We start from the raw sequence: 22,324 nt of genomic DNA on the forward strand, positions 1-22,324 counted from the left end.
TCTACTAACGGCGCGCGCGGCGTTGCGGTCGAGGTGCGGTGACGCCATCAGCCAGCCTGCGCGCCAGGATCAGAAATGCCGTGTGCGCGTTCATCCGGTGCTCGGGGCGGGTGGCCAGGCCATCGACCTTCCACTCACGCACCAGGGATTCCCAGGCCTTCGGTTCGGTGAAGCAGCCGGTCTCGCGGATGCCCTCCATGACCTTCATCAGCTGCGGGACAGTGGCGACGTACGTCATGAACACGCCGCCGGGGATCAGCACGTCCTTGACGGTATCCAGCATCTCCCAGGGCTCCAACATGTCCAGCAGTACGCGGTCGACGTCGCCGACATCCTCCTTGGTGACGGTCTTCAGGTCTCCCAAGCGCAGGTCCCAGTTGTCGGGGTGGCCGTCGAAGTAGTCCTCTACGTTTTCCTTGGCGTAGGCCAGGTGATCCTCGCGGATCTCGTAGCTGATGACCTTGCCCTTCGGCCCCACGGCCCGCAGCAGCCAGGTGCTCATGGCTCCGGAGCCCGCGCCGGCCTCCAGCACCGTGGCGCCCGGGAAAATGTCGCCCTCCACGAGGATCTGGGCGGCGTCCTTCGGGTAGATAACCGCCGCACCGCGGGGCATGGAGAGCACGTGATCGACCAGCAAGTGGCGGAAGCACAGGTACTCGGCGGCCCCGGAGGACTTGACCACGGTGCCCTCGTGCTGGCCGATGATGTCGTCGTGGCGGATTTCGCCCTTGTGGGTGAAGAAGCTCTCGCCCTTGGCCAGGGTGATGGTGAAGTGGCGGCGCTTGGCGTCTGTGAGCTGCACGCGGTCGCCTTCGGTGAAACGGCCGGAATATGCCATGTGGTCTTCCTTCCTGCTTTAAGAGATCCGGTTCATTTTACTAGGGTGGGTCGGGTGACTACGAAACTAGCTCTCTCCCCTTCCCGCGCCAACGACTACAAGCAGTGCCCGCTGCTGTACCGCTTTCGAGCCATCGACAAGTTGGAGGAGCCGAACACGATCGCACAGGTGAAGGGCACGCTCGTGCATGCGGTGTTGGAGAACCTGCACCAGCTGCCACGCGGCAGTCGCACTTACCCGGCGGCGGTGAAGATGATCCGCCCGGAGTGGGAGAAGATGCTGGCCAAGGACCCGGAGCTTTCGGAGCTGGTGCCCGAGCAGTCCACCGTGGAGTTTTGGGAGGAATGCCGCGAGCTGGTGAAGGGCTACTTCCAGATGGAGAATCCGGATGGTTTTGACGCTCACGAGTGCGAGCAATTCGTGAATCTAACCCTGCCCAACGATGTGCCGGTGCGCGGTTTCATCGACCGGGTGGATATCGCGGAGACCGGCCAGGTGCGTGTGGTGGACTACAAGACGGGCAAGAAACCCGCGCCCCGCTTTGCGGACTCGGCTCGCTTCCAGATGATGTTCTACGCCCTGGTGTGGTGGCGCATGACGGGCGAGCTGCCCACCCAGCTGAGGCTGATGTACCTGAAGGTCAGCGACGACATGGTGCTGAGCCCCACCGCCACCGAGCTGGCTGCCTTCGAGCGCGAACTGGGCGAGCTGTGGGCGCGCATCCTGGCGGATGTGCGCAGCGGAGACTTCCAGCCACGCACCACCAAGCTGTGCGGGTGGTGCCACTTCCAGGATCTCTGCCCCGCCTTCGGTGGCACCCCGCCGGACTATCCCTTGGAGGTTTCCTCTTCGTAGTCCGTGTAGAGCTTGCCCTGGAACGTCGGGTTCAGCAGGTTCTCCGGGCTCAAGACCTCGTCGAGGGTTTCTTCGTCCAACAGGCCCTTTTCCAGAACCAGGTCGCGCACGGGCTTGCCGGTGCGGGCGGCCTCCTTGCCCACCAGGTCGCCGTTGTGGTGGCCAATCAGCGGGTTCAGGTAGGTGATGATGCCGATGGAGTTCTCCACGTAGCGGCGGCACACGTCGGCGTTGGCCGTGATGTCCACGACGCACAGGGCGCGCAGCGTGGTGCAGGCGCGGGCCAGGAAACGCACGGACTCGAACACGCACTGGGCGATGACCGGTTCCATGACATTGAGCTGCAGCTGGCCGGCCTCGGCGGCCATGGAGACCGTCTGGTCGTTGCCGAAGACCTTGAAGCAGATCTGGTTCACGACCTCGGGGATGACCGGGTTCACCTTGGCCGGCATGATCGACGAACCGGCCTGGCGCTCCGGCAGGTTGATCTCGTTCAGTCCGGCGCGCGGGCCGGAGGACAGCAGGCGCAGGTCGTTACAGATCTTCGACAGCTTCATGGCCACGCGCTTCACGGCGGCGTGGGCGTTGACGTAGGCGCCGGTATCACTGGTGGCCTCGATGAGGTCGCGGGACGGCTCGATCTTCAGGCCGCTGACCTCGCTGAGCGCGCGGATGACCGCGCTCTGGTAGCCGGGCGGGGTGTTCACGCCGGTGCCGATGGCGGTGGCGCCGAGGTTCACCTCGCGCAGCTGCGCCTGGGAACGCTCCAGCTGCAGGCGCTCCTCGGCGATGTTGTAACCGAAGGCGCGGAACTCCTGACCCAGGGACATGGGCACTGCGTCCTGGAGCTGGGTGCGTCCCATCTTCAGGATGTTGCGGAACTCGTGGCCCTTGGCCAGGAACGCGCGCTCGAGGGCGTCGAGGTGCTTGATCAGCTGATCGATTGCGAAGTGCAACCCCAGGCGGAAGCCGGTGGGGTAAGCGTCGTTGGTGGACTGGGACATGTTGACGTCATCGTTTGGGTTGATGATGTCGTAGGAGCCCTTCGGGTGCCCCAGGTACTCCAAGGCGAGGTTGGCGATCACCTCGTTGGTGTTCATGTTCACACTGGTGCCCGCGCCGCCCTGGAAGACGTCGATTGGGAACTGATCCATGCAGCGGTACTCTTCCAGCACCTGGTCGCAGGCCCAGATGATGGCCTTGGCCTTCTCATCGGGCAGGGCGAAAACCTCGTTGTTGGCGATGGCGGTGGCCTTCTTGACCATCACCATGCCGCGGATGAACTCCGGGATCTGGTTGATCGTGGTGCGCGAGACCTGGAAGTTGTCCACCGCGCGGAGGGTGTGCACGCCGTAGTAGGCGTGGTCGGGCACCTCCATGGTGCCCAGCAGATCCTCTTCGGTACGGAAACTCTTTGCAGCACGCGCCAACTGGGAGTGTGTTTCAGCCGACGTGATGATGTCAGTGGAGCTCACGACTGCATCGCCGTGAACCTCTGCCGCTGCCTTTGACGGAATTGGTTTATCGGTCACTATTCGTCCTCTGGTTGGGGAACAACTTTCTGTTCCCCCACCCTAACGAAATTGGACCTAGATGCGCGCGATCCTTATGTCGGTAGCCAGAATTGCCTCCGCGCCGAGGGCGGAAAGCTCGTCCATCAGGGAGTTGGCCTGGGTCTTCGGCACCATAGCGCGGACGGCCACCCAGCTGTCGTTGGCCAGCGGGGAGACGGTCGGGGCGGACAGCCCCGGCGTGATGGCGGCGACCTTGTCCAGGTTCTCGCGGGCCACGTTGTAGTCCAGCATCACGTAGTTGTGGGCGTGCAGGATGCCCTGGATGCGCTTGATGAGCACCCGCTGCTCGGCGGTCACCTCCGCGCCTTTGCGGCCGACGATCACGGCCTCGGAGACGCACAGCGGCTCGCCGAAGGGCTTCAGGCCCTGCTGGCGCAGCGTCCGGCCGGTGGAGACCACGTCGGCGATGACGTCGGCTACACCTAGGCGGATGGAGATCTCCACCGCGCCGTCCAGGCGAATCACCTGTGCCTCCAGTCCCCGGTTGGCGAGGTCCTTGCGCACCAGGTTCGGGTAGCTGGTGGCGATGCGCTTGCCAGCGAGCTGCTCGACGGTCCAGCCCTCGTCCTTCGGAGCGGCATAGCGGAAGGTGGAAGCGCCGAAGCCCAGGGGTAGCAGCTCGTCGACCTCCTCGCGCGTGTCCGCGGCCAGGTCGCGGCCGGTGATGCCGATGTCCAGGTGGCCGGAGGCGATGTAAATCGCGATGTCCTTGGGGCGCAGGAAGTAGAACTCTACCCCGTTGTCCTCGTCGGCGATAGTCAGAGACTTCGAATCGCCGCGGGTGGCGTAGCCGGCCTCCTTCAGGATCGAGGTGGCTGTCTCGGACAGGGAACCCTTATTGGGGACTGCGACGCGCAGCATGATCGTGGTGGCTGCCTTTCTCGGGTTTGCTTTATGTGGTCTAGAGGTACTTGTAAACGTCAGCGGGGGTCAGGCCACGGCCAACCATCACGACCTGCAGCCAGTACAGCAGCTGGGAGATCTCCTCGGCCAGCTCCTCGTCAGACTCGTACTCCGCGGCCAGCCACACCTCGCCGGCCTCTTCGACGATCTTCTTGCCCTGGAAATGCACCCCGGCGTCCAGAGCCTTGACCGTGCCGGAGCCCTCGGGGCGCTCCTTGGCGCGGGAAGACAACTCGGCGAAAAGGGAATCGAAGGTCTTGAGTTCTTGTTCGTTCACGCCTTCCATTGTGGCAGATCGCACATCGGCCGGCGCAGTGTGCCCCAGCTCTGCGTAAATTCGGCGCAGATCCTCCAATGCGTAGCCGCTCAAGTCCTGGGCTCCCCCGCGCAGTTCAGCCAGGGTGCGCACCCCTTGCGGGATCTCGGTCTCCGGGTCGGTGGGGGCTCCCAGCACGCGGCAGCCCGCGTCGCGGGCGGCGGTCATGCCCGTGGTGGAATCCTCCACCACCAGGCACTCGTCGGGGGCGAAACCAAAGCGCGCGGCGGCGGTGGCGTAGATATCCGGGGCGGGCTTGCCATTGGGCACCTCGTCGCCGCACAGGGTGAAGTCGAAGAACTCGCGGCCAATGGAGTTCAGCGAAACCTCGGTAAGGGCGCGGTTCGTGTTTGTCACCAGCGCCATCGGGAACCCGGCGACCTTGGCTTCGGAAAGAATCTCCCTGATGCCGGGTCGGAATTCCAGCTGCCCCGCAAGGAGCTCCTCGACGCGCGTGTACATGAAGTTCAGCCATTCGGCCTTGGCGGCGTCATCAAGAACCAACCCCGCATGTGCCGCGCAGATCTCAACGGTGGTGGGGGTGGTCGCGCCGACGGTCTTCTCCCGCACTTCCGCGGTCAGCGGGCGCCCCATCTTCTCGCCCATCTCGAAGGTTGCGATGCCCCACAGCGGTTCGGTATCGACCAGGGTGCCGTCCATGTCCCAAAGTATTGCTTTCATGATGACGTTCAGTTTAGGTCAATTGCGCTTCCCACCGGCGCCCCTGTGCCATAGTTAGTGACGTAGGACACACCCCAGGAGTAAGGAGCACGATGAGCGAGCAGTCAGCATACTTCGTCCCCGGCAAGGTCACGGAGGAGGAAGGCCAGATCTACCGCAACTACCACCCCACCCAGCACACGGAAAGCCCCTGGGGACCGGGCTTCCAGCACGGCTCCCCGCCCGCCGCGCTGGTAGCCACGGTGCTGGAAGACGGCGCGCGCGATGCCGGGCTGTCCCTGGAGGAAGGCCGTTTTAGCCGAATGACCGTCGAGATCCTGGGCGCTGTGCCGCTCAGCGAGCTGCGTACCCACGCGCGGGTGGTGCGCCCCGGAAAGCGCATCAGCTTCCTGGAGGCCATCGTCACCGACGAATCCGGCCGCGAGTTTATCCGCGGCTCCGGCTGGTGGATCCGCCGCGGGGATACAAAGGAGATCGAGCGCACCGTCGGCGAGCCGATGCCTGGCCCGGCCGGCGCCGGGGATGGCAGCGACTTCCTCGAACGCTGGGCCAGTGGTTACATCAACTCCATCGAGGCCCGCCGTGCCGACCTGGACGAGCGCCACCTGAACGTCGACGAATCCCGCAACCCCGCGATCTACTGGTCGCGCACCGACCTGCCCGCCGTCGAGGGCAAGGAGGATTCCACGTGGGTGCGCCTGATGAAGACGGTGGACATCGCCAACGGCCTGAACAACCTGCTGGATACGGACAAGTGGACGTACATGAACGTCGACACCACCGTCTACCTGCACCACGAGATGCGCGGAGAGTGGCTGGGCCTATCCGCGGAGGCCAACTACGGCACCGATGGCATCGGCACCACCGTCACGCGGATCTACGACGAGCAGGGGCTCATCGGCACCTGCAACCAGGGGATCATGCTGGCCCCGCGCTAGGCCTCGCAGACGGCCTCGGCCTGGGTGGTCACGAACATATCGTCGGCATCCAGGTCTACGGCCAGCTTCTCCACCAGGGCGAGCAGGTCCTTGATCTCCTCGTCCTCCAGCAGCGCGTCCTCGTGGCGGGCGGAGAGCTCCTTCAGCTTCTCGATGTGCTGGTTGATCACGGCGGTGATCGCCAGGGTGGTTGCGGTGGGCTGCTCGTCGGCGCTTTCCTCGGTGTTCTGCAGGTGCAGGGAGGCCGCGATCTTCTTCAGCTCCGCTTCGCTGCTGGCGGCCACGGACTGCGCGGCCTGCAGCATGCCGTCGACGATGGCCTGTGCGTCGTCCACCGCCGACTCCGGGTACGGGGCCTCCCAAAACTCGCGATCCTCGTCGCGCAGGTAGCTGCCTGTCGCCATTTGGCGCAGGTTGTCGAGGAACTCTTCGCGGGCGGATGTGGTGGCTGTGCTCAGCTGTGTGGTGCTCATAAGAGACAGTTTGCCCTGTGTGAGCTAGAGGCGCACGCCCAGCAGCGCATCGATTGCGGTTTTTATTTCTGACGCCGCAGCCTCGTCCCCTGCCGCCCCAGCCTTGGTGGCCGCGGCCCAGTGGTCGAGCGCCTCCAGGGCCGCCGCCGTGTCGAGGTCATTGGCCAGGTGGCCGCGCACGGTAGCTACCAGCTCGCGGGCCTCATCCACGGTGGTGGAGCCTGCGACCAGGGCCGCCCGCCAGGTGGCCAGGCGATGCTCGGCGTGAGCCAGCACTTCCTTGGTCCAGTCGCGGTCCTGGCGATAGTGGCCCGCGTACACGCCCAGGCGGATGGCCGCGGGCTCGTGGCCGGCGGCGGTGAGCTTGGAGACGAACACGAGGTTGCCCAGCGACTTGCTCATCTTGGTGCCGTCCAGGCCGATCATGCCGGTGTGGACGTAGTGGTGGGCCATGCGATCTACTCCGTGGGCGGCCTCGGCGTGGGTGGCGGAGAACTCGTGGTGCGGGAAGCGCAGGTCGCTGCCGCCACCTTGGATTGCGAAGGGGGCGCCCAGGCGGTTGACGGCAATGGCCGAGCATTCGATGTGCCAGCCAGGGCGGCCGGCGCCAAAGGGAGACTCCCACTTCGGCTCGTCGTCGCGGTGGGCGCGCCACAGCAGCGCGTCCAGCGGGTGCCGCTTGCCGGGGCGCTCCGGGTCTCCCCCGCGCTCGGCGAAGAACTCCGCCATCTGATCTTCGTCGTAGCGGGACTCGTAGCCGAACTGCGGCAGGAAGGTGTAGTCGGCGTAGATGTCCGGGTACTCGTCGCCTTCCAGCTGGTAGGCAGCGCCGACTTCCAGGAGCTTGGCCACCATCTCGATGACCTCGTCGATGGATTCCATCGCGCCGATGTAGTCGCGCGGCGGGATGACCGCCAGGTCCTCCATGTCGGAGCGGAACAGGTCGATCTGGCTAGTGCCCAGATCCTGCCAATCCACCCCGTCCCGCTCGGCGCGCTCAAACAATGGATCGTCCACGTCGGTGATGTTCTGCACGTAGTGCACGCCGTGCCCGCCCGCGCGCAGGTAGCGGTGGATCAGGTCGAAGGTCAGATAGGTGGCTGCGTGGCCCAGGTGGGTGGAGTCGTACGGGGTAATACCGCAGACGTACATCCCCACCTCCCCGGCGGGAATCTCGACGGGTTTCACCACGTCGTCCGCGGTGTCGTACAGGCGAAGCTGCGGGGCTTCACCCGGCAGCTGTGGGACTTCCGGTTCGGGCCAAGAGTGCATGGGCTCCGATTCTAGGCTGGCAGTACCCCGAATGCGAGCAGGGCCATGACCGCCAGGCCCAGCGGGATGCGCCACAGCGCGAACCAGGCAAAGGAGTGGTTGGCAACGAACTTCAGCAGCCAGGCGATAGACGCATAGCCCACCGCAAAGGCAATTGCGGTGCCCACGAACAACTGGGCGCCCGAGGCGGCCTGTCCGGCGTCGGGGCTAAAGGCGTCAGGAAGCGAAAAAAGCCCCGAGGCCAGCACGGCAGGGATGGCGAGCAGGAAGGAGTAACGGGTGGCGACCTCGCGATCCAGGTTCAAGAACAGGCCAGCCGAGACCGTGCCGCCGGAGCGGGATACACCCGGGATGAGCGCCAGGCACTGCGCGAAGCCCATGATCACCGAATCGCGCATGGTCAGCTGGTTGAAGCTGCGCTCGTGGCGGCCCATGCGCTCAGCGAGGATGAAGACGAAGGAGAACAGCACCAGCATCGTGGCAGTGATCCAGAGGTTGCGCAGGTTGTCGCGGATCAGGTCCTTGCCCAGGTACCCCAGGACAGCCACGGGCAGGGTACCGACGATGACCATCCAGCCCATCCGGTAGTCGAAGCTCTGGCGGTGAATGCGGCGGCCGTGCTTTCCGGTGAGGTCGGTGAGCCACTCCCACACGCCCTTGCACCAGGCGCTGGCGATGTTCCATATGTCCTTGGCGAAGAACACCAGCACCGCCAGCTCTGTGCCCAGCTGGATGACGGCCGTGAACGACGCGCCGGCATCCTCGCCCCACAACAGGGTGGAGAAGATGCGCAGGTGGCCGGACGAAGACACAGGTAGGAACTCCGTCAGACCCTGGATAAGCGACAGAATGATCGTCTGTGCCCAAGTCATATCTGTAGTCATGGGGATTGAGCCTAGTCCTTCTCCCCCGTCGTGAAAGAGTGACGTGGCCGGGCTGGTAGCGTTAGAAGTTGTGAATGTGCACGTCAATCGCTTTAGCCGAACCCTCTGCGTGACCGCCGCTGCCGCCCTGGCCCTGGGGTCACTTTCCGCCTGTGGATCCGAAGAGCCGGAAGAAAACGCGCCCGTTGCGGGTGAGCCCGCGCAGCCGCAGGATTCCCCCGATGATTCGTCCGGTCTGGGCGAGCAGATCGAGCTGGGGGAATCCACCCTGGGAGCCGCGCGCGTGGGCCTTTCTGCCGACGAGAACGCGCCGGGAGCGAACCTGGTTGCGGTGCTTACGAAGGGCAAGGTGCACTTTATTGACGCCACCAGTCCCAAGGACGAGCCGAGCCAGGTAGATGTCGACGATTCCTGCGACAACATCTCCACTACCGCGACGGGCGTGGCGGTGGCCTGCCAGGACAAGGCCATCGAACTGGGCCCGGACGGCAAGGAGACCCGCAGCCTGGACGTGGACGGCAAGGTGACCACCGTGACCTTCCTGGAAAACGGCAAGGCCGTGCTGGGCAAGGCGGGCGAGGACAAGGCGCGCTTCTACGACAAGGACGGCAACGAGACCGGCGATGCGATCGTGAGCCGGAGCCTAGACGAGGCGGTGTTGGTCAAGCCGCACGGCCGCGGACAGCGCGCTGCGCTGATCGACCGGGGGCAGACCAGTATCAACGACGTGGACGTGGACGATGGTTCTCTGAACGCCTCCCTGCGCATCGGCCAGGGCGTGGGCCAGGTGGCCACCGGGCGCGGCGACGACGGCGTGGTGGTTGCCAGCGACGCGCGTCAGGATCAGATGCTTATTTACACCATGAACGACGTCGTACGCCTGCACCAGGCGATCCCCACGAAGGCCTCCCCGTGGGGCGTGGCGTGGGATGCGAAGCGCCAGCTGGCCTGGGTGAGCTCGGCCGGGGAAAGCAAGCTGACGTCCTTCCTCATCGACAGCGGCGCGCCTGTGAAGGTTGCCGAGGTCGAGGCTCCGAGCAAGGTGCGCGAGGTTTTGGACGCCGCCAATGGTGCGTTGGTGCTGGTCACAGAGGACGGAAAGGTCAGTGTGTACAGCGCGCAGAGCGTGGACGACGCGGTGCAGGATAAGCAGACTACGCCGGAAGACGAGTACCCGGCGGAGAAGGAATAAAAGGGGATCAGAAATGCTAAAGAAGATTCGCCACGGCGCCTACCAGGTGGCGCTGAAGGGAATGTTTACCCTGCGCCCGGAGCGCATCCACGGGCTGATTTCCCGCGGGCTGCAGCAGGTTGCGGACTCCAGGGCGGCCCTGTCCGCGATGGACGGCGCGCTGGCAGTGCACGATGACGCGCTGAGCCAGCAGATCGCCGGGCTCACCTTCCCGCGCCCGCTCGGCCTGGCCGCGGGCTTCGACAAGGATGCCAAGGAGGTCGACGCCTGGGGCCCGCTGGGCTTCGGCTTCGCGGAGATCGGCACCGTCACCGCCCTAGCGCAGCCGGGCAACCCCACCCCGCGCTTGTTCCGCCTGCCGCAGGACAAGGCCATCCTCAACCGTATGGGCTTCAACAATGAGGGGTCGCGTGCGGCGGCGATGCGCTTGGCGAAGCGCAGCACGGACATCCCGGTGGGCGCGAACCTCGGTAAGTCCAAGCTGGTGGCCGCTGAGATTGCCGATCGCGACTACCGCGAGTCCGCCAAGGCCATCGGCGGGGTGGCCGACTACCTGGTTATCAACGTCTCCTCCCCCAACACCCCGGGGTTGCGCGACCTGCAGGCGGTGGAATCCCTACGCCCGATCATCCGCGCGGTGCAGGAGGAAAGCACCCGCCCGCTGTTCGTGAAGATCGCCCCGGACCTGAGCGATGAGGACATTGACAAGGTCTGCGACCTGGCTATCGAGATGGGAGTGACGGGCCTGATCGCCACGAACACCACCATCAGCCGCGAGGGCCTGAAGACCCCGGCACACGAGGTGGAGGCCATGGGCGCGGGCGGAATTTCCGGCGCCCCGGTGGCAGCCCGCGCGCTGGAGGTGCTGCGCCGCCTGGCGGCCCGCGCCGACGGGAAGCTGGTTTTGATCGGCGTGGGCGGAATCGACTCCCCGCGGGCCGCGTGGGAGCGCATCGCCGCTGGTGCCAGCCTGATCCAGGGCTACACACCGTTCATCTACGGCGGCCCGGATTGGATCCGCGAGATCCACCAGGGTCTGTCCGCACAGCTGAAAGCCCACGGCCTGGAGAACATCTCGCAGGCCGTGGGCAGCGGGTTGCCGTGGGTGGAGAACTAGTTCTCGGCCCAACCCCAGAGGATGCCGCGGGCGGTGGCCTTGAAGTTCAGGTTAAAGCCTAGGACGGTCGGGGTCTGGCGGTCGTCGATGTCCAGCTCCTCGCCCACCGCGTGGACGGCGAACAGGTAGCGGTGCGGACCGTGGCCGGCCGGCGGGTTGGCGCCGTAGTAGCCCCAGGAACGGCTGTCGCCACGTAGCGCCACTGCCCCTTCGGGCAGGCCGCTCAAGTCCTCGTTGCCAGCACCGAGAGGCAGGGAGGTTACGTCCGCCGGAATGTTAAAGACGGCCCAGTGCCAAAAGCCGCTGGCCGTAGGGGCGTCCGGATCAAAACAGGTAACCGCGTAAGTCTTCGTGCCCTCCGGGCCTTTAGACCAGCTCAGCTGGGGCGAGACGTCGTTGCCTCCCAGCTGATCCTCGGGCAGGCGATCGCCGTCGGCGAAGGTCTCGCTGGTGACCTCCAGTGCGGGCAGGTCCGTCAGCGGCGCGTACGGATCCGGGCCGGGGAAACGGTCATCGATGTAAGTGGGCTGGTGCTGTGCATTGTTTTCGGACATAGCACCACGCTAGTCAAAGCTTTCGACGAGCGCACTAAAGTGCTTATCCATATACAAGTAACTCCCTGTGACCTGCGTATTTGTGTAAATCACTGGCTTGGCATTAAAGTGACGGGAGTTGCCACCACTTCTCGTGGTGTGCGCAACCCAAGTCCGGGTGGCGGAATGGCAGACGCGCTAGCTTGAGGTGCTAGTGTCCTATTAACGGACGTGGGGGTTCAAGTCCCCCTCCGGACACAACATGAAAATCCCACGCTTTGTAGGCCACGCCTTTAGCGCGTGGTGGGGGCTAAAGCTGCGGTACCGCTTCCTAAGCGTCCTCGTGCCCATCCTGCTGGTCGCTTTCGTCTACTTCGTCCCGAAACCCGCGGTCGAGGATATTCGCACCTGGGTGGCCTCCACGGGCGCGTGGGCGCCGTTGACTTTTGTGGTGCTGTTGGTCGCCTTCACCCAGCTGCCGCTCCCCCGCACCATCTGGACCATTGCTGCAGGAGTGATGTTCGGGTCCCTGTGGGGTTCAGTGCTGGCGCTGGTGGGCGTGGGCGCCTCTGCCGCGCTGTCGCTGATCCTGGTGCATGCCGTCGGTGGCAAGTGGGTGGAAAAGAAGACCCGCGATGCCCAGCGCATCCAGTTTCTGCAGGAAAGGATCGCCGAGCGTGGCTGGATTGCCGTGCTGGGGCTGCGCATGGTTCCGGCCATACCCTTTTCGCTGCTGAACTACGCCTGTGGGCTGAGCCGCATCCCGTTTGTGCCCTATGTGCTGGCCACAATCGTGGGTTCCGCGCCGAACACCATCGCCACGGCCATGGCCTCCGACGCGCTCGCAACGGGCGGTCAGCCGTGGATCTTGCTACTCAGCGTTGTGGTGGTGTGCACCGGATTCGCGCTCGCCGCGAACGAGATTCGACTCTGGCGCCAGCTGCGCAAAGCCAATGAAGTAGGTTTATAAACATGTTTGCCGTGTATGCCGCCTATCGGGGCCGTTCGCAACGCCGTGGAGAGTACGTCCGCGACGTCGCGGCGGCGCTGGAGCGATCCTCGATGGTCGAGTCCGTGGAGATGAAGGGCATCGAGGACTTCGTCTGCATCGCGCCAGGCCCCGACGAGGCCGGCGGTCTGGTGATGTCTTTGCTGCAGGCGGGTGACTTCGCGCTCGGCATTGGCTCGGTGGTTGCGGAGGTTGATGGTGACGCCCCGTCGTCCGTGGAAGAGACCATCGGTGCAGCCACCCGTGCGGTGACCCGCTCGCAGCGTGCGGGTGCGGTATCGGTGCGGATTGAAAAGCCAGGCCCGGGCGGTGTGATCGCCCCAGGGCGGGCGGCCGAAGTTGCTCAGGACATCGCGGCGGCCTTCACCCTGCTGGCCCACGTGCTGGCGCGGCGCACAAAGGAGGGCCGCGAGGCCACTGCCCTGCTGCGCGCTGGGCACTTGCAGGCCGAGGCGGCGGAGATTGTGGGCATCAGCAAGCAGGCGATGAGCCAGCGGCTGGCCGCAGCGGGCTGGCATGCGGAGCAGGCCGGCTGGACCCTGGCCGTGCACATGCTGGCCAGGGCGGACGAGCTAAAGAACTAGCGTTCGTTGTAGGGATTATCGAGCGCCGCTTCGTCGACGGGCTTGTTCGCCACGGCGTTGGCGGCGGCAACGGCCTCGGCGATCTCGGGTGAGGAGGCGGTGTTGAACCAATCCTCGGAGCTCGACTCGTTGGCCTGCTCGCGAGTGGCATCGTCCACCGGCTTCGGCTCGTAACGGAATACTCCCTCGTCGTCCTTCTTGGCCAGGGCCTTGGCGAACTGCTCCAGGGAGTCGCCGAACTGCATTGGGATCATCCAGGTCTTGTTGGCAGAGCCCTTCGCCATCTCCGGCAGCTTCTCCAGGTACTGGTAGGCCAGCACCTCTGGCGTGACCTGGGCGGACTTGATGGCCGCGTTGACCTTCTGGATGGCCTTGGCCTCACCCTGGGCCTCCAGGTAGCGGGCAGCGCGGGTACCCTCTGCGCGCAGGATGGCTGCCTGGCGCTCGGCCTCTGCGGCCAGGATGTGCGCGTGCTTTTCACCCTCTGCGGCCAGGATGCGGGCCTGCTTCTCACCCTCGGCGGTCTTGATGTCCGACTCACGGCGACCCTCGGCGGTAAGAATCATGGCGCGCTTCTCGCGGTCCGCCTTCATCTGCATCTCCATCGACTGCTGGATGGATGCCGGCGGGTCGATGGCCTTCAGCTCCACGCGGGAGATGCGCAGGCCCCACTTGGTGGTGGCCGCGTCCAACTCGCCGCGCAGGCGGCGGTTGATGACCTCACGGGAAGTCAGGGTCTCCTCCAGCGTCATACCACCAACCACATCGCGCAGCGTGGCGACGGAAATCTGCTCCACGCCGACGATGTAGTTGTTCACGCCGTAGATGGCGCGGGCCGGATCGTTGATCTGGAAGGTAACCACCGTATCGATGGCGACGGTCAGGTTATCCTGCGTGATCACGGCCTGGGGCGGGAAGCTCACGACCTGCTCACGGGTATCGACCTTGTCGCGGATACGGTCGACGAACGGAACGAGGATCGTCAGGCCGCCAGAAACAGTGCGGGTGTACGTACCCAAGCGTTCGATGACTGCCGCCTCACCCTGCGGGATGAGGGCGACCATCTTGATGATGATCGTCGCAATGATGACCAGTAAGACCACCAAGAAAATTGTGAAGCTCATGTTTTAAGCCCTTCTAATTGTTTCGCCACACGACCGCCGTCGTGCCGTCGATGTCTATCACTTGCACGGACTCTCCTTGGGGGTAAGTATCCCCCAAGTTTGCCGAGCGGGCTGACCACAGCTCGCCGGCGATGCGCACCATGCCACCGCTTTGCACATCGTCGGTGACAGCCTCTACTACCTCAGCGGTCTTGCCGGTCAGCTCGGCGTAGTCAAACGTGCGCGTCGGAGTCGTCTGCAGGAAGCGTTTCCGTAGGATGGGCCGGATCGCCAGGGTGGTCGCTAGCGAAGCCACGCCGAAAACCACAATCTCCGCCCACACCGGAATATCCGCCAGCGAAACTCCGGCGGTAATCAACGCGGCCGCGCTGAGCATGAGCAAGGACATGTCCGCTACCAGGAGCTCGCCGAGAGCCAGCACTCCTGCCGCGATTAACCAAATGATCGGACCCATAGTCAGGATCCTAGTTGGTGGTTCAGTATTCCGGCGGGACAGTAACGAAATCGATCAGCCTTTCCACCGCACCGATAAGAGTAGAGTCCAGATCGCGAAAGGTCTTGGCTGCAGCCGCCACCCGACGCCAACCGTCCTGCGGGGTACCCCAGCCGAGTTCTTGGCACACACCGGTCTTCCAGTCGGTGCCGCGTGGGATCTTCGGCCACTCGCGGATGCCCACGCTTTGCGGCTTCACGGCCTCCCAGATGTCTATGTACGGGTGGCCGGTGACCATCACGTGCGGACCTAAGGATGCGGTCAAACGCGCTTCCTTCGTCCCCTCGACGAGGTGATCCGCAAGCACGCCCACACGGCGGGTCGCGGAGGGCTGGAACTCGGCGAGCCGCTCCGGCAGATTGTCGAGGCCCTCCAGGTACTCGACGACCACGCCTTCCACGCGCAAGTCATGCCCCCAGACTTGTTCGACGATCGCCGCATCGTGAATGCCCTCCACCCAAATGCGCGAGGGCGCCGCGACCTTGGCTTGCACGTTTTCCACCCGCCGTGAGCCGGAGTTAGAGGTACGTTGCTTCGGTGGTAGTAACCTGGGATCCACATAGCGAGTCAAGGTAATAGGCTTGCCTTCGAGTAGGAATGCGCCTTCGCGGAGTTTGAATAGGCGTGTCTTTCCATAGCGATCCTCCAGGCGAATAAAGTCGCCGTCGGCGGTCTTCTCCCCACCCACCACGGCGCCGACGAAGTCATCGGCGATGACCTCCACCACCATGCCCAGTTCCGGCGTGACGCGCGGAATGCTGGGTTTCTGGTTGCGGGAATGACCCTTCATGATGTCACCGTAATTGAAGCTCATGGGCAACCAGCTTAGGCTAGGAAAAATGACTGATCCGGTACCGACGTGGCTTGGGGCGCAACTCTGGTCGCCCGTGCAGAACACCTCCCTGTGGCTGGCCTGGTGGCTGCACGGGCTTATCGGGGCGGATGAAGTAATCGACGCCTTCCACGCCACCCAGGGCAAGCACCACCGCCTGGAGCCCGACGGCGGCGGACTCGTGGAGATGCTCGGCCAGATCCGCTCCGTGGCGGACGAGGCGACAGTCGGGTTGGACGAACGTCCCCTGATCCAACTGGCACTCTCCGGCCCCGGCGACGCGACCGTGTTGCCGGTCGGCCCGGAGGGGGCGTCACTAATCCTTGCCGACCGCGACCCCTTGGTCAGTCACGTGCTTAGCCCTCGTGTTATTGACGCCCACCTGGTCAGCTGGTCGTGGGATCAGGTGGAGGGCCCGGTTCCGCCGCTGCCGGTCTACTCGCCGGGCGAGGCGGATCAGCTGCTGCGTGAGGCTGCGGATAATGCAACGAGGATGGTGCGGAACGCGGGGCACGTGCCGAGAGGTGGGGCGGCGTTTCAACGCGCCGAGCTGGCGGTGGGGGCACTGAACGATGCCTTTGGACTGCCCGGGATGCCGCCGGGAGTGCCCAGTCGCGCCGCCAAGCTGATGGCCAGGGCCGATCAGGTGGCGGCGATTGTGGAGGTCACTAAGCGCTCCGAGGTGGGTGCGAGCCTGGACCCCCATCTAATGCCAATGCTCCGGGCGGTAAGAACCGCCCGGATGGTGGCTGTGGATTATGCGCAGCGGGAGCTACTGCGTTAGATCATCACTCGATCATGCGGACTGCCATGGGCTGCATGCCGCCCCAGCGCACGTCGGAGATCTTGACGACATCGCCGGACTGCGGGGCCTCGATCATCTTGCCATCGCCCAGGTACAGGGCGACGTGGCCCGGCCAGAACAGCATGTCGCCACGCTTGGCCTGCGAGGAAGGAACCTGCTTGCCGGCCGTGTACTGGTAGCCGGAGTAGTGCTGTAGCTCGATGCCTACGCCGTAGAATGCGTACATCATCAGGCCGGAGCAGTCGAAGCCGACCTTGTTGTAGTCGCCGTGCGCGTCGGCTACACCGCCGTCGCGGATGCCCTTGGTCGGGCCGTGGAAGTTACCGCCGCCCCATGCGTAGGGCAGGCCCAGCTGGCTTTCGGCGCGCTTAATGACGCGCTCGATCTTCTCCTCGGCGGTGCCGGAGGTATCGGGGCTACTCGGGTCCAGTGCATCGGCGATGGCCTCAGCTGGGTTTTCAGGGGTCTCCGGGGTCTCCGGAGTAACGGCCTCGTCCGGAGTTTCGGGAGTCTCTGGAGTTTCTGGGGTCTCCAGAGCTTCGGTTGCTTCCTCGGTTTCCGGAGCCGTGGGGGTCTCCGGGGTCTCCTGCGCCGCCGGTGCGGTGCTGGTGCCGCCGCCCATGGCGCGGTCATACTCCTGGCCTGCGGTTTCGCGGCCCGCACGCGCGGCGGCAGCCACGGCACCATCCGGGTTGCCGGACAGTGCGGTGGTGAAGCCAGCCATCAGTGCGGACTCGCCGGCCTTGCGCAGGCCGTCGAGGGCTGCCTGGCGCTGGTCATCGCCGCTGGCGTTCAGATCGTAGGAGGACTGCAGCTCTGCCGGGAGCTCCGGCAGACCTGCCGGGTTGCCGAGGGAGCCCTGTGCCGGGGACTCGTCGGACTGGTCGGACTCGGTGGTCTCAGTGGTCTCGTTAGCCTCGGCCGGCTGAGCGTCCTCAGTGTTCTCTGTGTTTTCAGTGTTCTCGGTGTTCTCGGTGGAGTCCTCAGTGGACTGAGTCTCCTCCGCCTTTTCATCGGCCTTCTCGACCTTGGCTCCCGCGTTCTCGGCTGCCTTCTCGGCGACCTTGCGCTTGTCCCAGCTAGAAGCCTCCGGGTGGGTGTTGGTGAAGGTCTCCACGGCGGCGCGAGCCTCGCGGAGCGCCTTCTCCGCCTTCGACTTCTCATCGAGCAGGCGCTTGTACTCCTTCTGCTTCTCGGTGAGGGTCTTCTGGGAGTTGTTCAGGGTGTCGCGCGCGGTGTTGTACTTGTTTACCGCGTCGTCGACGGCGGAGTTCGCCTTATCGCGGGAGTCGCGTAGCGAGGACTCCTCGTTGGCGTTCTGGGTACGCGCCAGGTCGAGGCGGTCGACCTCGTCCTTCTGCTTCTTGGAGGCTGCGTCGATGTAGGAGGAGCGATCGAGCGTGTCACCAACTGCGTCGCTGCCGCCGGCAGCCAGGTTCACGGCGGAGGCGTCGCCGCCCTGGGCGTAGGCGGAACGCGCGATGTCGTTCAGCTTCGACTGTGCCTTGGTTACCTCGGTGTCGGAATCCTTGAGGCGTCCGCGTGCGTCCACGACCTTGTCCTGGGCCGTTTGGGCGGCGGACTGGCTGTTGACGAGGTCGACGCGGGCCTTGTTGGCATCTTCTCGCAGCGATCCCATGAGCGTCTCCATCTCGGAGACCTGGGACTTGGCGCGAGAAACCTGGCCGACGAGGTCGGCCAGGAAGCTTTCAACGGTGCGCTTGTCGTCGGCCTGGGCGACCATAGTCGTCGACTGCAGCGTCACTCCGGCGGTCACTGCGACGGCCAACACCGTTCGCTTACGGCTTTGTGGTCGTGGTGTCACGATCGATTCTCCTGGTGTTTATACAACTGGCTTTGAAGCGAGCGAAACCCTCGGTCCAGCTGGCCGCACTTCCCCATGCGATCAGTACAGGTCCCGTCGGGTGACTCTCAAAAATCACTTCGAGATCAACTCGTTTCAAAAGTTGACACTGGGAACCCTAGAGCACACGAGTCAAGGCCGTAAACTTTTTCACCATGAATCCCATGAATCGCACTAGTCACATAAGTAACGGCAATTGCCTTGACCTGCGAATAGTAACGGAAAAGTTACAAGTGTGATTTATGTCACATTTATGAGCGTGTAGGCGTGTCGTATTGCACTACCTGTAGAAAGCCCCCGTTTTTCTAGATTCACCCTTAAGGTTAGTCAATCCCCCAGGCTTGACTATTTTAAACCGTTACCTATTTCTGCTTGGTCCACGGCTTTGATAACGAAGCGATTACGGCCGCCACGGCCACTGCTAGGAACACTCCCACGTTGGCCAGGCCTGTGGGAGTTTCGTACCCCGCCGCCTGGTTGAGGAACTCCTGTGTCACCTCCGGATGACTGTTGGCGCCAGAGAGAACCTTGTAGTTCGATTCGATGGCATAGCGCGACAGATTCTCCGACACTGCCGTCGCCTGGCTCGGGGACTTCAGGATCACCGTGTCCGCGTCCGTGCCGTCCAGCACTTTCTGCGCCACGTCGCGCAGACTGTTGTGGCGCTCCCCGTCCTGGTTGATGTAGCCGATCTTTAGGGTGCCTATTTTGGACGCCGACTCTCCCCTCTCGGTCGCCTCAACCACATCGTTGAGGCTCTTGGATAGGCCGGCCGATCCAGACTCCACCTCGGTTGGGAAATCTTCGGCGACGAAGACTGGGGCGTCATTAAGAGAGGCAATGAGCTGCGCAACGTCGTCCGAAGGGGCGGGGTTAGGCGTATCGGTCATGGGATGTTTTTAGCACCGAAAGAGGGGTGGGGGTATCGGCGACACGCTTAAACTCGCAGGATTCGCAGCAGGACAATCGTACTGTTAAAATTTTTAGTGACGTCGCGGCAAGAATGCTGCCACAATGGTAAGCAGAGCCTCCGCCGCGGGCGGCTGTCCCGTGCGTGGCGGCGACCACATCGACGACGACATTTCGACTAAGAGAAGAGATTAAAGGAGCTCACTGTGGCTGAAAGCATCAACTCCTTCGATTCCAAGAGCACTCTGCAGGTCGGCGAGAAGTCCTATGACTACTTCGCGCTGGATGCTGTGCCGGGAATGGAGAAGCTTCCCTACTCCCTGAAGGTTCTCGGCGAGAACCTGCTGCGCAACGAGGATGGCAAGAACATCACTCGCGAGCACATCGAGGCCATCGCCAACTGGGATCCTTCCGCAGAGCCCAACTTCGAGATCCAGTTCACCCCGGCCCGCGTTATCATGCAGGACTTCACCGGCGTGGCCTGCATCGTTGACCTGGCTACCATTCGTGACGCCGTGGTTGCCCTGGGCGGCAACGCAGACGACGTTAACCCGCTGAACCCGGCTGAGATGGTCATCGACCACTCCGTGATCATCGAGGCATTTGGTAACGCCGACGCTCTGGAGAAGAACGTCGAGATCGAGTACCAGCGCAACGACGAGCGCTACAAGTTCCTGCGTTGGGGCACCGGCGCCTTCGAGAACTTCCGCGTTGTTCCTCCGGGAACCGGCATCGTCCACCAGGTGAACATCGAGTACCTGGCCCGCTCCGTCTTCGACAACAACGGCCTGGCATACCCGGACACCTGTGTTGGTACTGACTCCCACACCACCATGGAAAACGGCCTGGGCATCCTGGGCTGGGGTGTCGGCGGCATCGAGGCTGAGGCTGCAATGCTCGGCCAGCCGATCTCCATGCTGATCCCGCGCGTCGTTGGCTTCAAGCTGACCGGCGAGATCCCGGCTGGCGTTACCGCCACCGACGTCGTTCTGACCATCACCGACATGCTGCGCCAGCACGGCGTGGTCGGCAAGTTCGTCGAGTTCTACGGCAAGGGCGTTGGCGAGCTGCCGCTGGCCAACCGCGCAACCATCGGCAACATGTCTCCGGAGTTCGGCTCCACCGCGGCTATGTTCCCGATCGACGAAGAGACCGTGAAGTACCTGGAGCTGACCGGCCGCGACCAGGAGACCCTGGATCGCGTCGAGGCTTACGCCAAGGCACAGGGCATGTGGCTGGACCCGGAGAAGGAAGTCGAGTACTCCGAGTACCTCGAGCTGGACCTGTCCACCGTCGTTCCTTCCATCGCTGGCCCGAAGCGTCCGCAGGACCGCATCGAGCTGAACGACTCCAAGGCACAGTTCCGCAAGGATCTGCACAACTACGTCGACGCCGATGCTTCTGCCTCTACCCCGGACTTCGACGCAGAGGGCCCGGCTACCGAGGACACTTCTGCCCAGGCTGCCGGCACCCCGGCATCCGCTGCTGATGCGAAGGGCAACATTCCTTCCGCAGCTGCAGGTGCAGAGGGCCGCCCGTCCAACCCGGTCACCGTCAACTACAACGGTGAGGACATCGAGCTGGACCACGGTATGGTTGCCATCGCCTCCATCACCTCCTGCACCAACACCTCTAACCCGTCCGTCATGGTCGGCGCTGGCCTGCTGGCACGCAACGCTGCCGCCAAGGGCCTGAAGTCCGCACCGTGGGTTAAGACCTCCATGGCGCCGGGCTCCCAGGTTGTTAACGGCTACTACGAGAAGGCGGGCCTGTGGAAGGACCTGGAGGCCATGGGCTTCTACCTGGTCGGCTACGGCTGCACCACCTGTATCGGTAACTCTGGTCCGCTGCCGGAGGAGATCTCCGCAGGCATCAACGAGGGCGACCTGGCCGCCACCGCTGTCCTGTCCGGTAACCGTAACTTCGAGGGGCGCATCAACCCGGACGTCAAGATGAACTACTTGGCCTCCCCGATCCTGGTTATCGCCTACGCGATCGCCGGCACGATGGACTTCGACTTCGAGAACCAGCCGCTGGGCCAGGACCAGGATGGCAACGATGTCTTCCTGAAGGACATCTGGCCGTCCACCGAGGACATCGAGGAAGTTATCGCTTCCTCCATCACCAAGGACCTGTACGCCGAGGACTACGCAAACGTCTTCGAGGGCGACGAGCGCTGGCGCTCCCTGGAGGTTCCTTCCGGCAAGACCTTCGACTGGGATCCGAAGTCCACCTACATCCGCAAGGCTCCGTACTTCGACGGTATGAGCAAGGAGCCGGAGGCTGTCAATGATGTCAAGGGCGCTCGCGTCCTGGCTCTGCTGGGCGACTCCGTGACCACCGACCACATCTCCCCTGCTTCCACCATTAAGCCGGGCACCCCGGCTGCTCAGTACCTGGATGCAAACGGTGTGGAGCGCAAGGACTACAACTCCCTGGGCGCACGTCGTGGTAACCACGAGGTCATGGTTCGCGGTACCTTCGCTAACATCCGCCTGCAGAACCAGCTGCTCGACGGTGTTTCCGGTGGCTACACCCGCGACTTCACCCAGGAGGGCGGCCCGCAGTCCTTCATCTACGACGCCGCCATGAACTACCAGAAGGAGAACACTCCGCTGGTCGTTCTGGGTGGTAAGGAATACGGCACCGGCTCCTCCCGTGACTGGGCTGCTAAGGGCACCCTGCTGCTGGGTGTGAAGGCCGTCATCGCCGAGTCCTTCGAGCGTATCCACCGCTCCAACCTGATCGGCATGGGCGTGGTCCCGCTGCAGTTCCCGGAGGGTGAGTCCTGGAAGTCCCTGGGCATCGAGGGCACCGAGACCTTCGACATCGAGGGCATCGAGGAGCTCAACAACGGCTCCACCCCGAAGACCGTCAAGGTAACTGCCACCAAGGAGAACGGCGAGAAGATTGAGTTCGACGCCGTGACCCGCATCGATACCCCCGGTGAGGCAGACTACTACCGCAACGGTGGCATCCTGCAGTTCGTTCTGCGCAACATGATGTCCGGCAAGTAAGGAATAACTCCTTATAAGCCTGGCATGAGGCGGTGACCGGCGCCCTCTTCCCCTAAGGGGAGAGAAGCGCGGGTCACCGCCTTTGTGCTCCCATACAACTCAACGAGGTTT

The 22,324-nt window shown here is 63.9% G+C and carries 21 protein-coding genes and 1 tRNA gene; 9 read left to right on the forward strand and 13 right to left on the reverse strand.

The window, feature by feature from the left end:
- Positions 1-4 precede the first annotated feature (4 nt).
- On the reverse strand, positions 5-838 hold the full coding sequence (locus tag HMPREF3166_RS02320; protein ID WP_035003956.1) for a tRNA (adenine-N1)-methyltransferase: 834 nt from the start codon (positions 836-838) through the stop codon (positions 5-7).
- Between the two features lie 54 nt (positions 839-892).
- On the opposite strand from HMPREF3166_RS02320, the gene HMPREF3166_RS02325 reads away from it, so the two are divergent.
- Positions 893-1,693 carry a RecB family exonuclease gene (locus tag HMPREF3166_RS02325; RefSeq protein ID WP_034987592.1) on the forward strand — a complete coding sequence of 267 codons (801 nt, stop codon included), beginning with the start codon at positions 893-895 and terminating at the stop codon, positions 1,691-1,693.
- Here HMPREF3166_RS02325 and aspA read toward each other — a convergent pair.
- Genes aspA through HMPREF3166_RS02340 form a run of 3 tightly spaced genes read right to left on the reverse strand, consistent with a single transcriptional unit; the run spans position 1,666 to position 5,167 of the window.
- Positions 1,666-3,225 (reverse strand): aspartate ammonia-lyase, encoded by a 1,560-nt coding sequence (aspA, locus tag HMPREF3166_RS02330; protein WP_080722686.1) that lies wholly within the window; start codon positions 3,223-3,225, stop codon positions 1,666-1,668. The two genes, HMPREF3166_RS02325 and aspA, sit on opposite strands and share 28 nt — an antisense overlap.
- A 57-nt stretch (positions 3,226-3,282) precedes the next feature.
- On the reverse strand, positions 3,283-4,128 hold the full coding sequence (gene hisG, locus HMPREF3166_RS02335; protein WP_049049982.1) for an ATP phosphoribosyltransferase: 846 nt from the start codon (positions 4,126-4,128) through the stop codon (positions 3,283-3,285).
- Between the two features lie 40 nt (positions 4,129-4,168).
- The gene (locus HMPREF3166_RS02340) at positions 4,169-5,167 is read right to left on the reverse strand and encodes a phosphoribosyl-ATP diphosphatase (RefSeq protein ID WP_070487481.1); all 999 of its coding nucleotides are present in this window, start codon (positions 5,165-5,167) and stop codon (positions 4,169-4,171) included.
- A gap of 92 nt (positions 5,168-5,259) precedes the next feature.
- Between HMPREF3166_RS02340 and HMPREF3166_RS02345 the strand changes: the two genes are divergently transcribed.
- Positions 5,260-6,105 (forward strand): thioesterase family protein, encoded by an 846-nt coding sequence (locus HMPREF3166_RS02345; protein ID WP_035003951.1) that lies wholly within the window; start codon positions 5,260-5,262, stop codon positions 6,103-6,105.
- Here HMPREF3166_RS02345 and HMPREF3166_RS02350 read toward each other — a convergent pair.
- Genes HMPREF3166_RS02350 through HMPREF3166_RS02360 form a run of 3 tightly spaced genes read right to left on the reverse strand, consistent with a single transcriptional unit; the run spans position 6,102 to position 8,734 of the window.
- Positions 6,102-6,578 carry a hypothetical protein gene (locus HMPREF3166_RS02350; protein WP_070487483.1) on the reverse strand — a complete coding sequence of 159 codons (477 nt, stop codon included), beginning with the start codon at positions 6,576-6,578 and terminating at the stop codon, positions 6,102-6,104. The two genes, HMPREF3166_RS02345 and HMPREF3166_RS02350, sit on opposite strands and share 4 nt — an antisense overlap.
- A 24-nt stretch (positions 6,579-6,602) precedes the next feature.
- Entirely contained in the window at positions 6,603-7,850 is a 1,248-nt protein-coding gene (gene mshC, locus HMPREF3166_RS02355) for a cysteine--1-D-myo-inosityl 2-amino-2-deoxy-alpha-D-glucopyranoside ligase (RefSeq protein ID WP_070487486.1), read from the reverse strand.
- Between the two features lie 11 nt (positions 7,851-7,861).
- Positions 7,862-8,734 (reverse strand): undecaprenyl-diphosphate phosphatase, encoded by an 873-nt coding sequence (locus HMPREF3166_RS02360; RefSeq protein ID WP_035003944.1) that lies wholly within the window; start codon positions 8,732-8,734, stop codon positions 7,862-7,864.
- A 70-nt stretch (positions 8,735-8,804) separates the two neighbouring features.
- Here HMPREF3166_RS02360 and HMPREF3166_RS02365 point away from each other — a divergent pair, with 70 nt between their 5' ends.
- Together HMPREF3166_RS02365 and HMPREF3166_RS02370 are read left to right on the forward strand one after the other, a co-directional pair.
- Positions 8,805-9,926: a YncE family protein gene (locus HMPREF3166_RS02365; RefSeq protein ID WP_246816906.1), complete on the forward strand. Its 1,122-nt coding sequence runs from the start codon at positions 8,805-8,807 to the stop codon at positions 9,924-9,926.
- Between the two features lie 13 nt (positions 9,927-9,939).
- The gene (locus HMPREF3166_RS02370; protein ID WP_035003941.1) at positions 9,940-11,043 is read left to right on the forward strand and encodes a quinone-dependent dihydroorotate dehydrogenase; all 1,104 of its coding nucleotides are present in this window, start codon (positions 9,940-9,942) and stop codon (positions 11,041-11,043) included.
- Here the strand turns inward: HMPREF3166_RS02370 and HMPREF3166_RS02375 are convergent.
- Positions 11,040-11,597, reverse strand: a complete 558-nt coding sequence (locus HMPREF3166_RS02375; RefSeq protein WP_035003939.1) for a YbhB/YbcL family Raf kinase inhibitor-like protein — start codon at positions 11,595-11,597, stop codon at positions 11,040-11,042. The two genes, HMPREF3166_RS02370 and HMPREF3166_RS02375, sit on opposite strands and share 4 nt — an antisense overlap.
- Before the next feature lie 151 nt (positions 11,598-11,748).
- Between HMPREF3166_RS02375 and HMPREF3166_RS02380 the strand changes: the two genes are divergently transcribed.
- From HMPREF3166_RS02380 to HMPREF3166_RS02390, 3 genes are all read left to right on the forward strand, one after another.
- Positions 11,749-11,834, forward strand: a tRNA-Leu gene (locus tag HMPREF3166_RS02380).
- 4 nt (positions 11,835-11,838) lie between these two features.
- The gene (locus HMPREF3166_RS02385; protein WP_035004166.1) at positions 11,839-12,546 is read left to right on the forward strand and encodes a TVP38/TMEM64 family protein; all 708 of its coding nucleotides are present in this window, start codon (positions 11,839-11,841) and stop codon (positions 12,544-12,546) included.
- Positions 12,547-12,548: 2 nt separating this feature from the next.
- On the forward strand, positions 12,549-13,169 hold the full coding sequence (locus tag HMPREF3166_RS02390) for a hypothetical protein (protein WP_005294724.1): 621 nt from the start codon (positions 12,549-12,551) through the stop codon (positions 13,167-13,169).
- Here the strand turns inward: HMPREF3166_RS02390 and HMPREF3166_RS02395 are convergent.
- Genes HMPREF3166_RS02395 through HMPREF3166_RS02405 form a run of 3 tightly spaced genes read right to left on the reverse strand, consistent with a single transcriptional unit; the run spans position 13,166 to position 15,600 of the window.
- Positions 13,166-14,293: an SPFH domain-containing protein gene (locus tag HMPREF3166_RS02395; protein WP_035003937.1), complete on the reverse strand. Its 1,128-nt coding sequence runs from the start codon at positions 14,291-14,293 to the stop codon at positions 13,166-13,168. The two genes, HMPREF3166_RS02390 and HMPREF3166_RS02395, sit on opposite strands and share 4 nt — an antisense overlap.
- 13 nt (positions 14,294-14,306) lie before the next feature.
- Positions 14,307-14,747, reverse strand: coding sequence for an NfeD family protein (locus HMPREF3166_RS02400; protein WP_035003935.1), 441 nt, complete (start codon positions 14,745-14,747; stop codon positions 14,307-14,309).
- Positions 14,748-14,769: 22 nt separating this feature from the next.
- Positions 14,770-15,600 carry a DUF3097 domain-containing protein gene (locus HMPREF3166_RS02405; protein ID WP_035003933.1) on the reverse strand — a complete coding sequence of 277 codons (831 nt, stop codon included), beginning with the start codon at positions 15,598-15,600 and terminating at the stop codon, positions 14,770-14,772.
- A gap of 25 nt (positions 15,601-15,625) precedes the next feature.
- On the opposite strand from HMPREF3166_RS02405, the gene HMPREF3166_RS02410 reads away from it, so the two are divergent.
- Complete coding sequence (locus HMPREF3166_RS02410) at positions 15,626-16,402, forward strand: hypothetical protein (protein ID WP_070487738.1); 777 nt, start codon at positions 15,626-15,628, stop codon at positions 16,400-16,402.
- A 4-nt stretch (positions 16,403-16,406) separates the two neighbouring features.
- Here HMPREF3166_RS02410 and HMPREF3166_RS02415 read toward each other — a convergent pair whose 3' ends face one another.
- Together HMPREF3166_RS02415 and HMPREF3166_RS02420 are read right to left on the reverse strand one after the other, a co-directional pair.
- Positions 16,407-18,248 (reverse strand): DIP1281 family NlpC/P60 protein, encoded by a 1,842-nt coding sequence (locus HMPREF3166_RS02415; RefSeq protein ID WP_246816907.1) that lies wholly within the window; start codon positions 18,246-18,248, stop codon positions 16,407-16,409.
- A 401-nt stretch (positions 18,249-18,649) separates the two neighbouring features.
- Positions 18,650-19,177 carry an Rv1476 family membrane protein gene (locus HMPREF3166_RS02420; protein ID WP_035003927.1) on the reverse strand — a complete coding sequence of 176 codons (528 nt, stop codon included), beginning with the start codon at positions 19,175-19,177 and terminating at the stop codon, positions 18,650-18,652.
- A gap of 225 nt (positions 19,178-19,402) precedes the next feature.
- Here HMPREF3166_RS02420 and HMPREF3166_RS02425 point away from each other — a divergent pair, with 225 nt between their 5' ends.
- Entirely contained in the window at positions 19,403-22,213 is a 2,811-nt protein-coding gene (locus HMPREF3166_RS02425) for an aconitate hydratase (RefSeq protein WP_035003925.1), read from the forward strand.
- The last annotated feature ends 111 nt before the right edge of the window (positions 22,214-22,324 follow it).

This window comes from Corynebacterium sp. HMSC08A12 (assembly GCF_001807485.1).
Lineage (GTDB): Bacteria > Actinomycetota > Actinomycetes > Mycobacteriales > Mycobacteriaceae > Corynebacterium > Corynebacterium evansiae.

What these genes read in the sequence shown, in the direction of transcription:
- HMPREF3166_RS02320 (WP_035003956.1), bottom strand. Translation starts at nt 838, where the DNA reads ATGGCATATTCCGGCCGTTTCACCGAAGGCGACCGCGTGCAGCTCACA.
- hisG (WP_049049982.1), bottom strand. Translation starts at nt 4,128, where the DNA reads ATGCTGCGCGTCGCAGTCCCCAATAAGGGTTCCCTGTCCGAGACAGCC.
- HMPREF3166_RS02340 (WP_070487481.1), bottom strand. Translation starts at nt 5,167, where the DNA reads ATGAAAGCAATACTTTGGGACATGGACGGCACCCTGGTCGATACCGAA.
- HMPREF3166_RS02345 (WP_035003951.1), top strand. Translation starts at nt 5,260, where the DNA reads ATGAGCGAGCAGTCAGCATACTTCGTCCCCGGCAAGGTCACGGAGGAG.
- HMPREF3166_RS02350 (WP_070487483.1), bottom strand. Translation starts at nt 6,578, where the DNA reads ATGAGCACCACACAGCTGAGCACAGCCACCACATCCGCCCGCGAAGAG.
- mshC (WP_070487486.1), bottom strand. Translation starts at nt 7,850, where the DNA reads ATGCACTCTTGGCCCGAACCGGAAGTCCCACAGCTGCCGGGTGAAGCC.
- HMPREF3166_RS02360 (WP_035003944.1), bottom strand. Translation starts at nt 8,734, where the DNA reads ATGACTACAGATATGACTTGGGCACAGACGATCATTCTGTCGCTTATC.
- HMPREF3166_RS02370 (WP_035003941.1), top strand. Translation starts at nt 9,940, where the DNA reads ATGCTAAAGAAGATTCGCCACGGCGCCTACCAGGTGGCGCTGAAGGGA.
- HMPREF3166_RS02375 (WP_035003939.1), bottom strand. Translation starts at nt 11,597, where the DNA reads ATGTCCGAAAACAATGCACAGCACCAGCCCACTTACATCGATGACCGT.
- HMPREF3166_RS02385 (WP_035004166.1), top strand. Translation starts at nt 11,839, where the DNA reads ATGAAAATCCCACGCTTTGTAGGCCACGCCTTTAGCGCGTGGTGGGGG.
- HMPREF3166_RS02390 (WP_005294724.1), top strand. Translation starts at nt 12,549, where the DNA reads ATGTTTGCCGTGTATGCCGCCTATCGGGGCCGTTCGCAACGCCGTGGA.
- HMPREF3166_RS02395 (WP_035003937.1), bottom strand. Translation starts at nt 14,293, where the DNA reads ATGAGCTTCACAATTTTCTTGGTGGTCTTACTGGTCATCATTGCGACG.
- HMPREF3166_RS02400 (WP_035003935.1), bottom strand. Translation starts at nt 14,747, where the DNA reads ATGGGTCCGATCATTTGGTTAATCGCGGCAGGAGTGCTGGCTCTCGGC.
- HMPREF3166_RS02405 (WP_035003933.1), bottom strand. Translation starts at nt 15,600, where the DNA reads ATGAGCTTCAATTACGGTGACATCATGAAGGGTCATTCCCGCAACCAG.
- HMPREF3166_RS02410 (WP_070487738.1), top strand. Translation starts at nt 15,626, where the DNA reads ATGACTGATCCGGTACCGACGTGGCTTGGGGCGCAACTCTGGTCGCCC.
- HMPREF3166_RS02420 (WP_035003927.1), bottom strand. Translation starts at nt 19,177, where the DNA reads ATGACCGATACGCCTAACCCCGCCCCTTCGGACGACGTTGCGCAGCTC.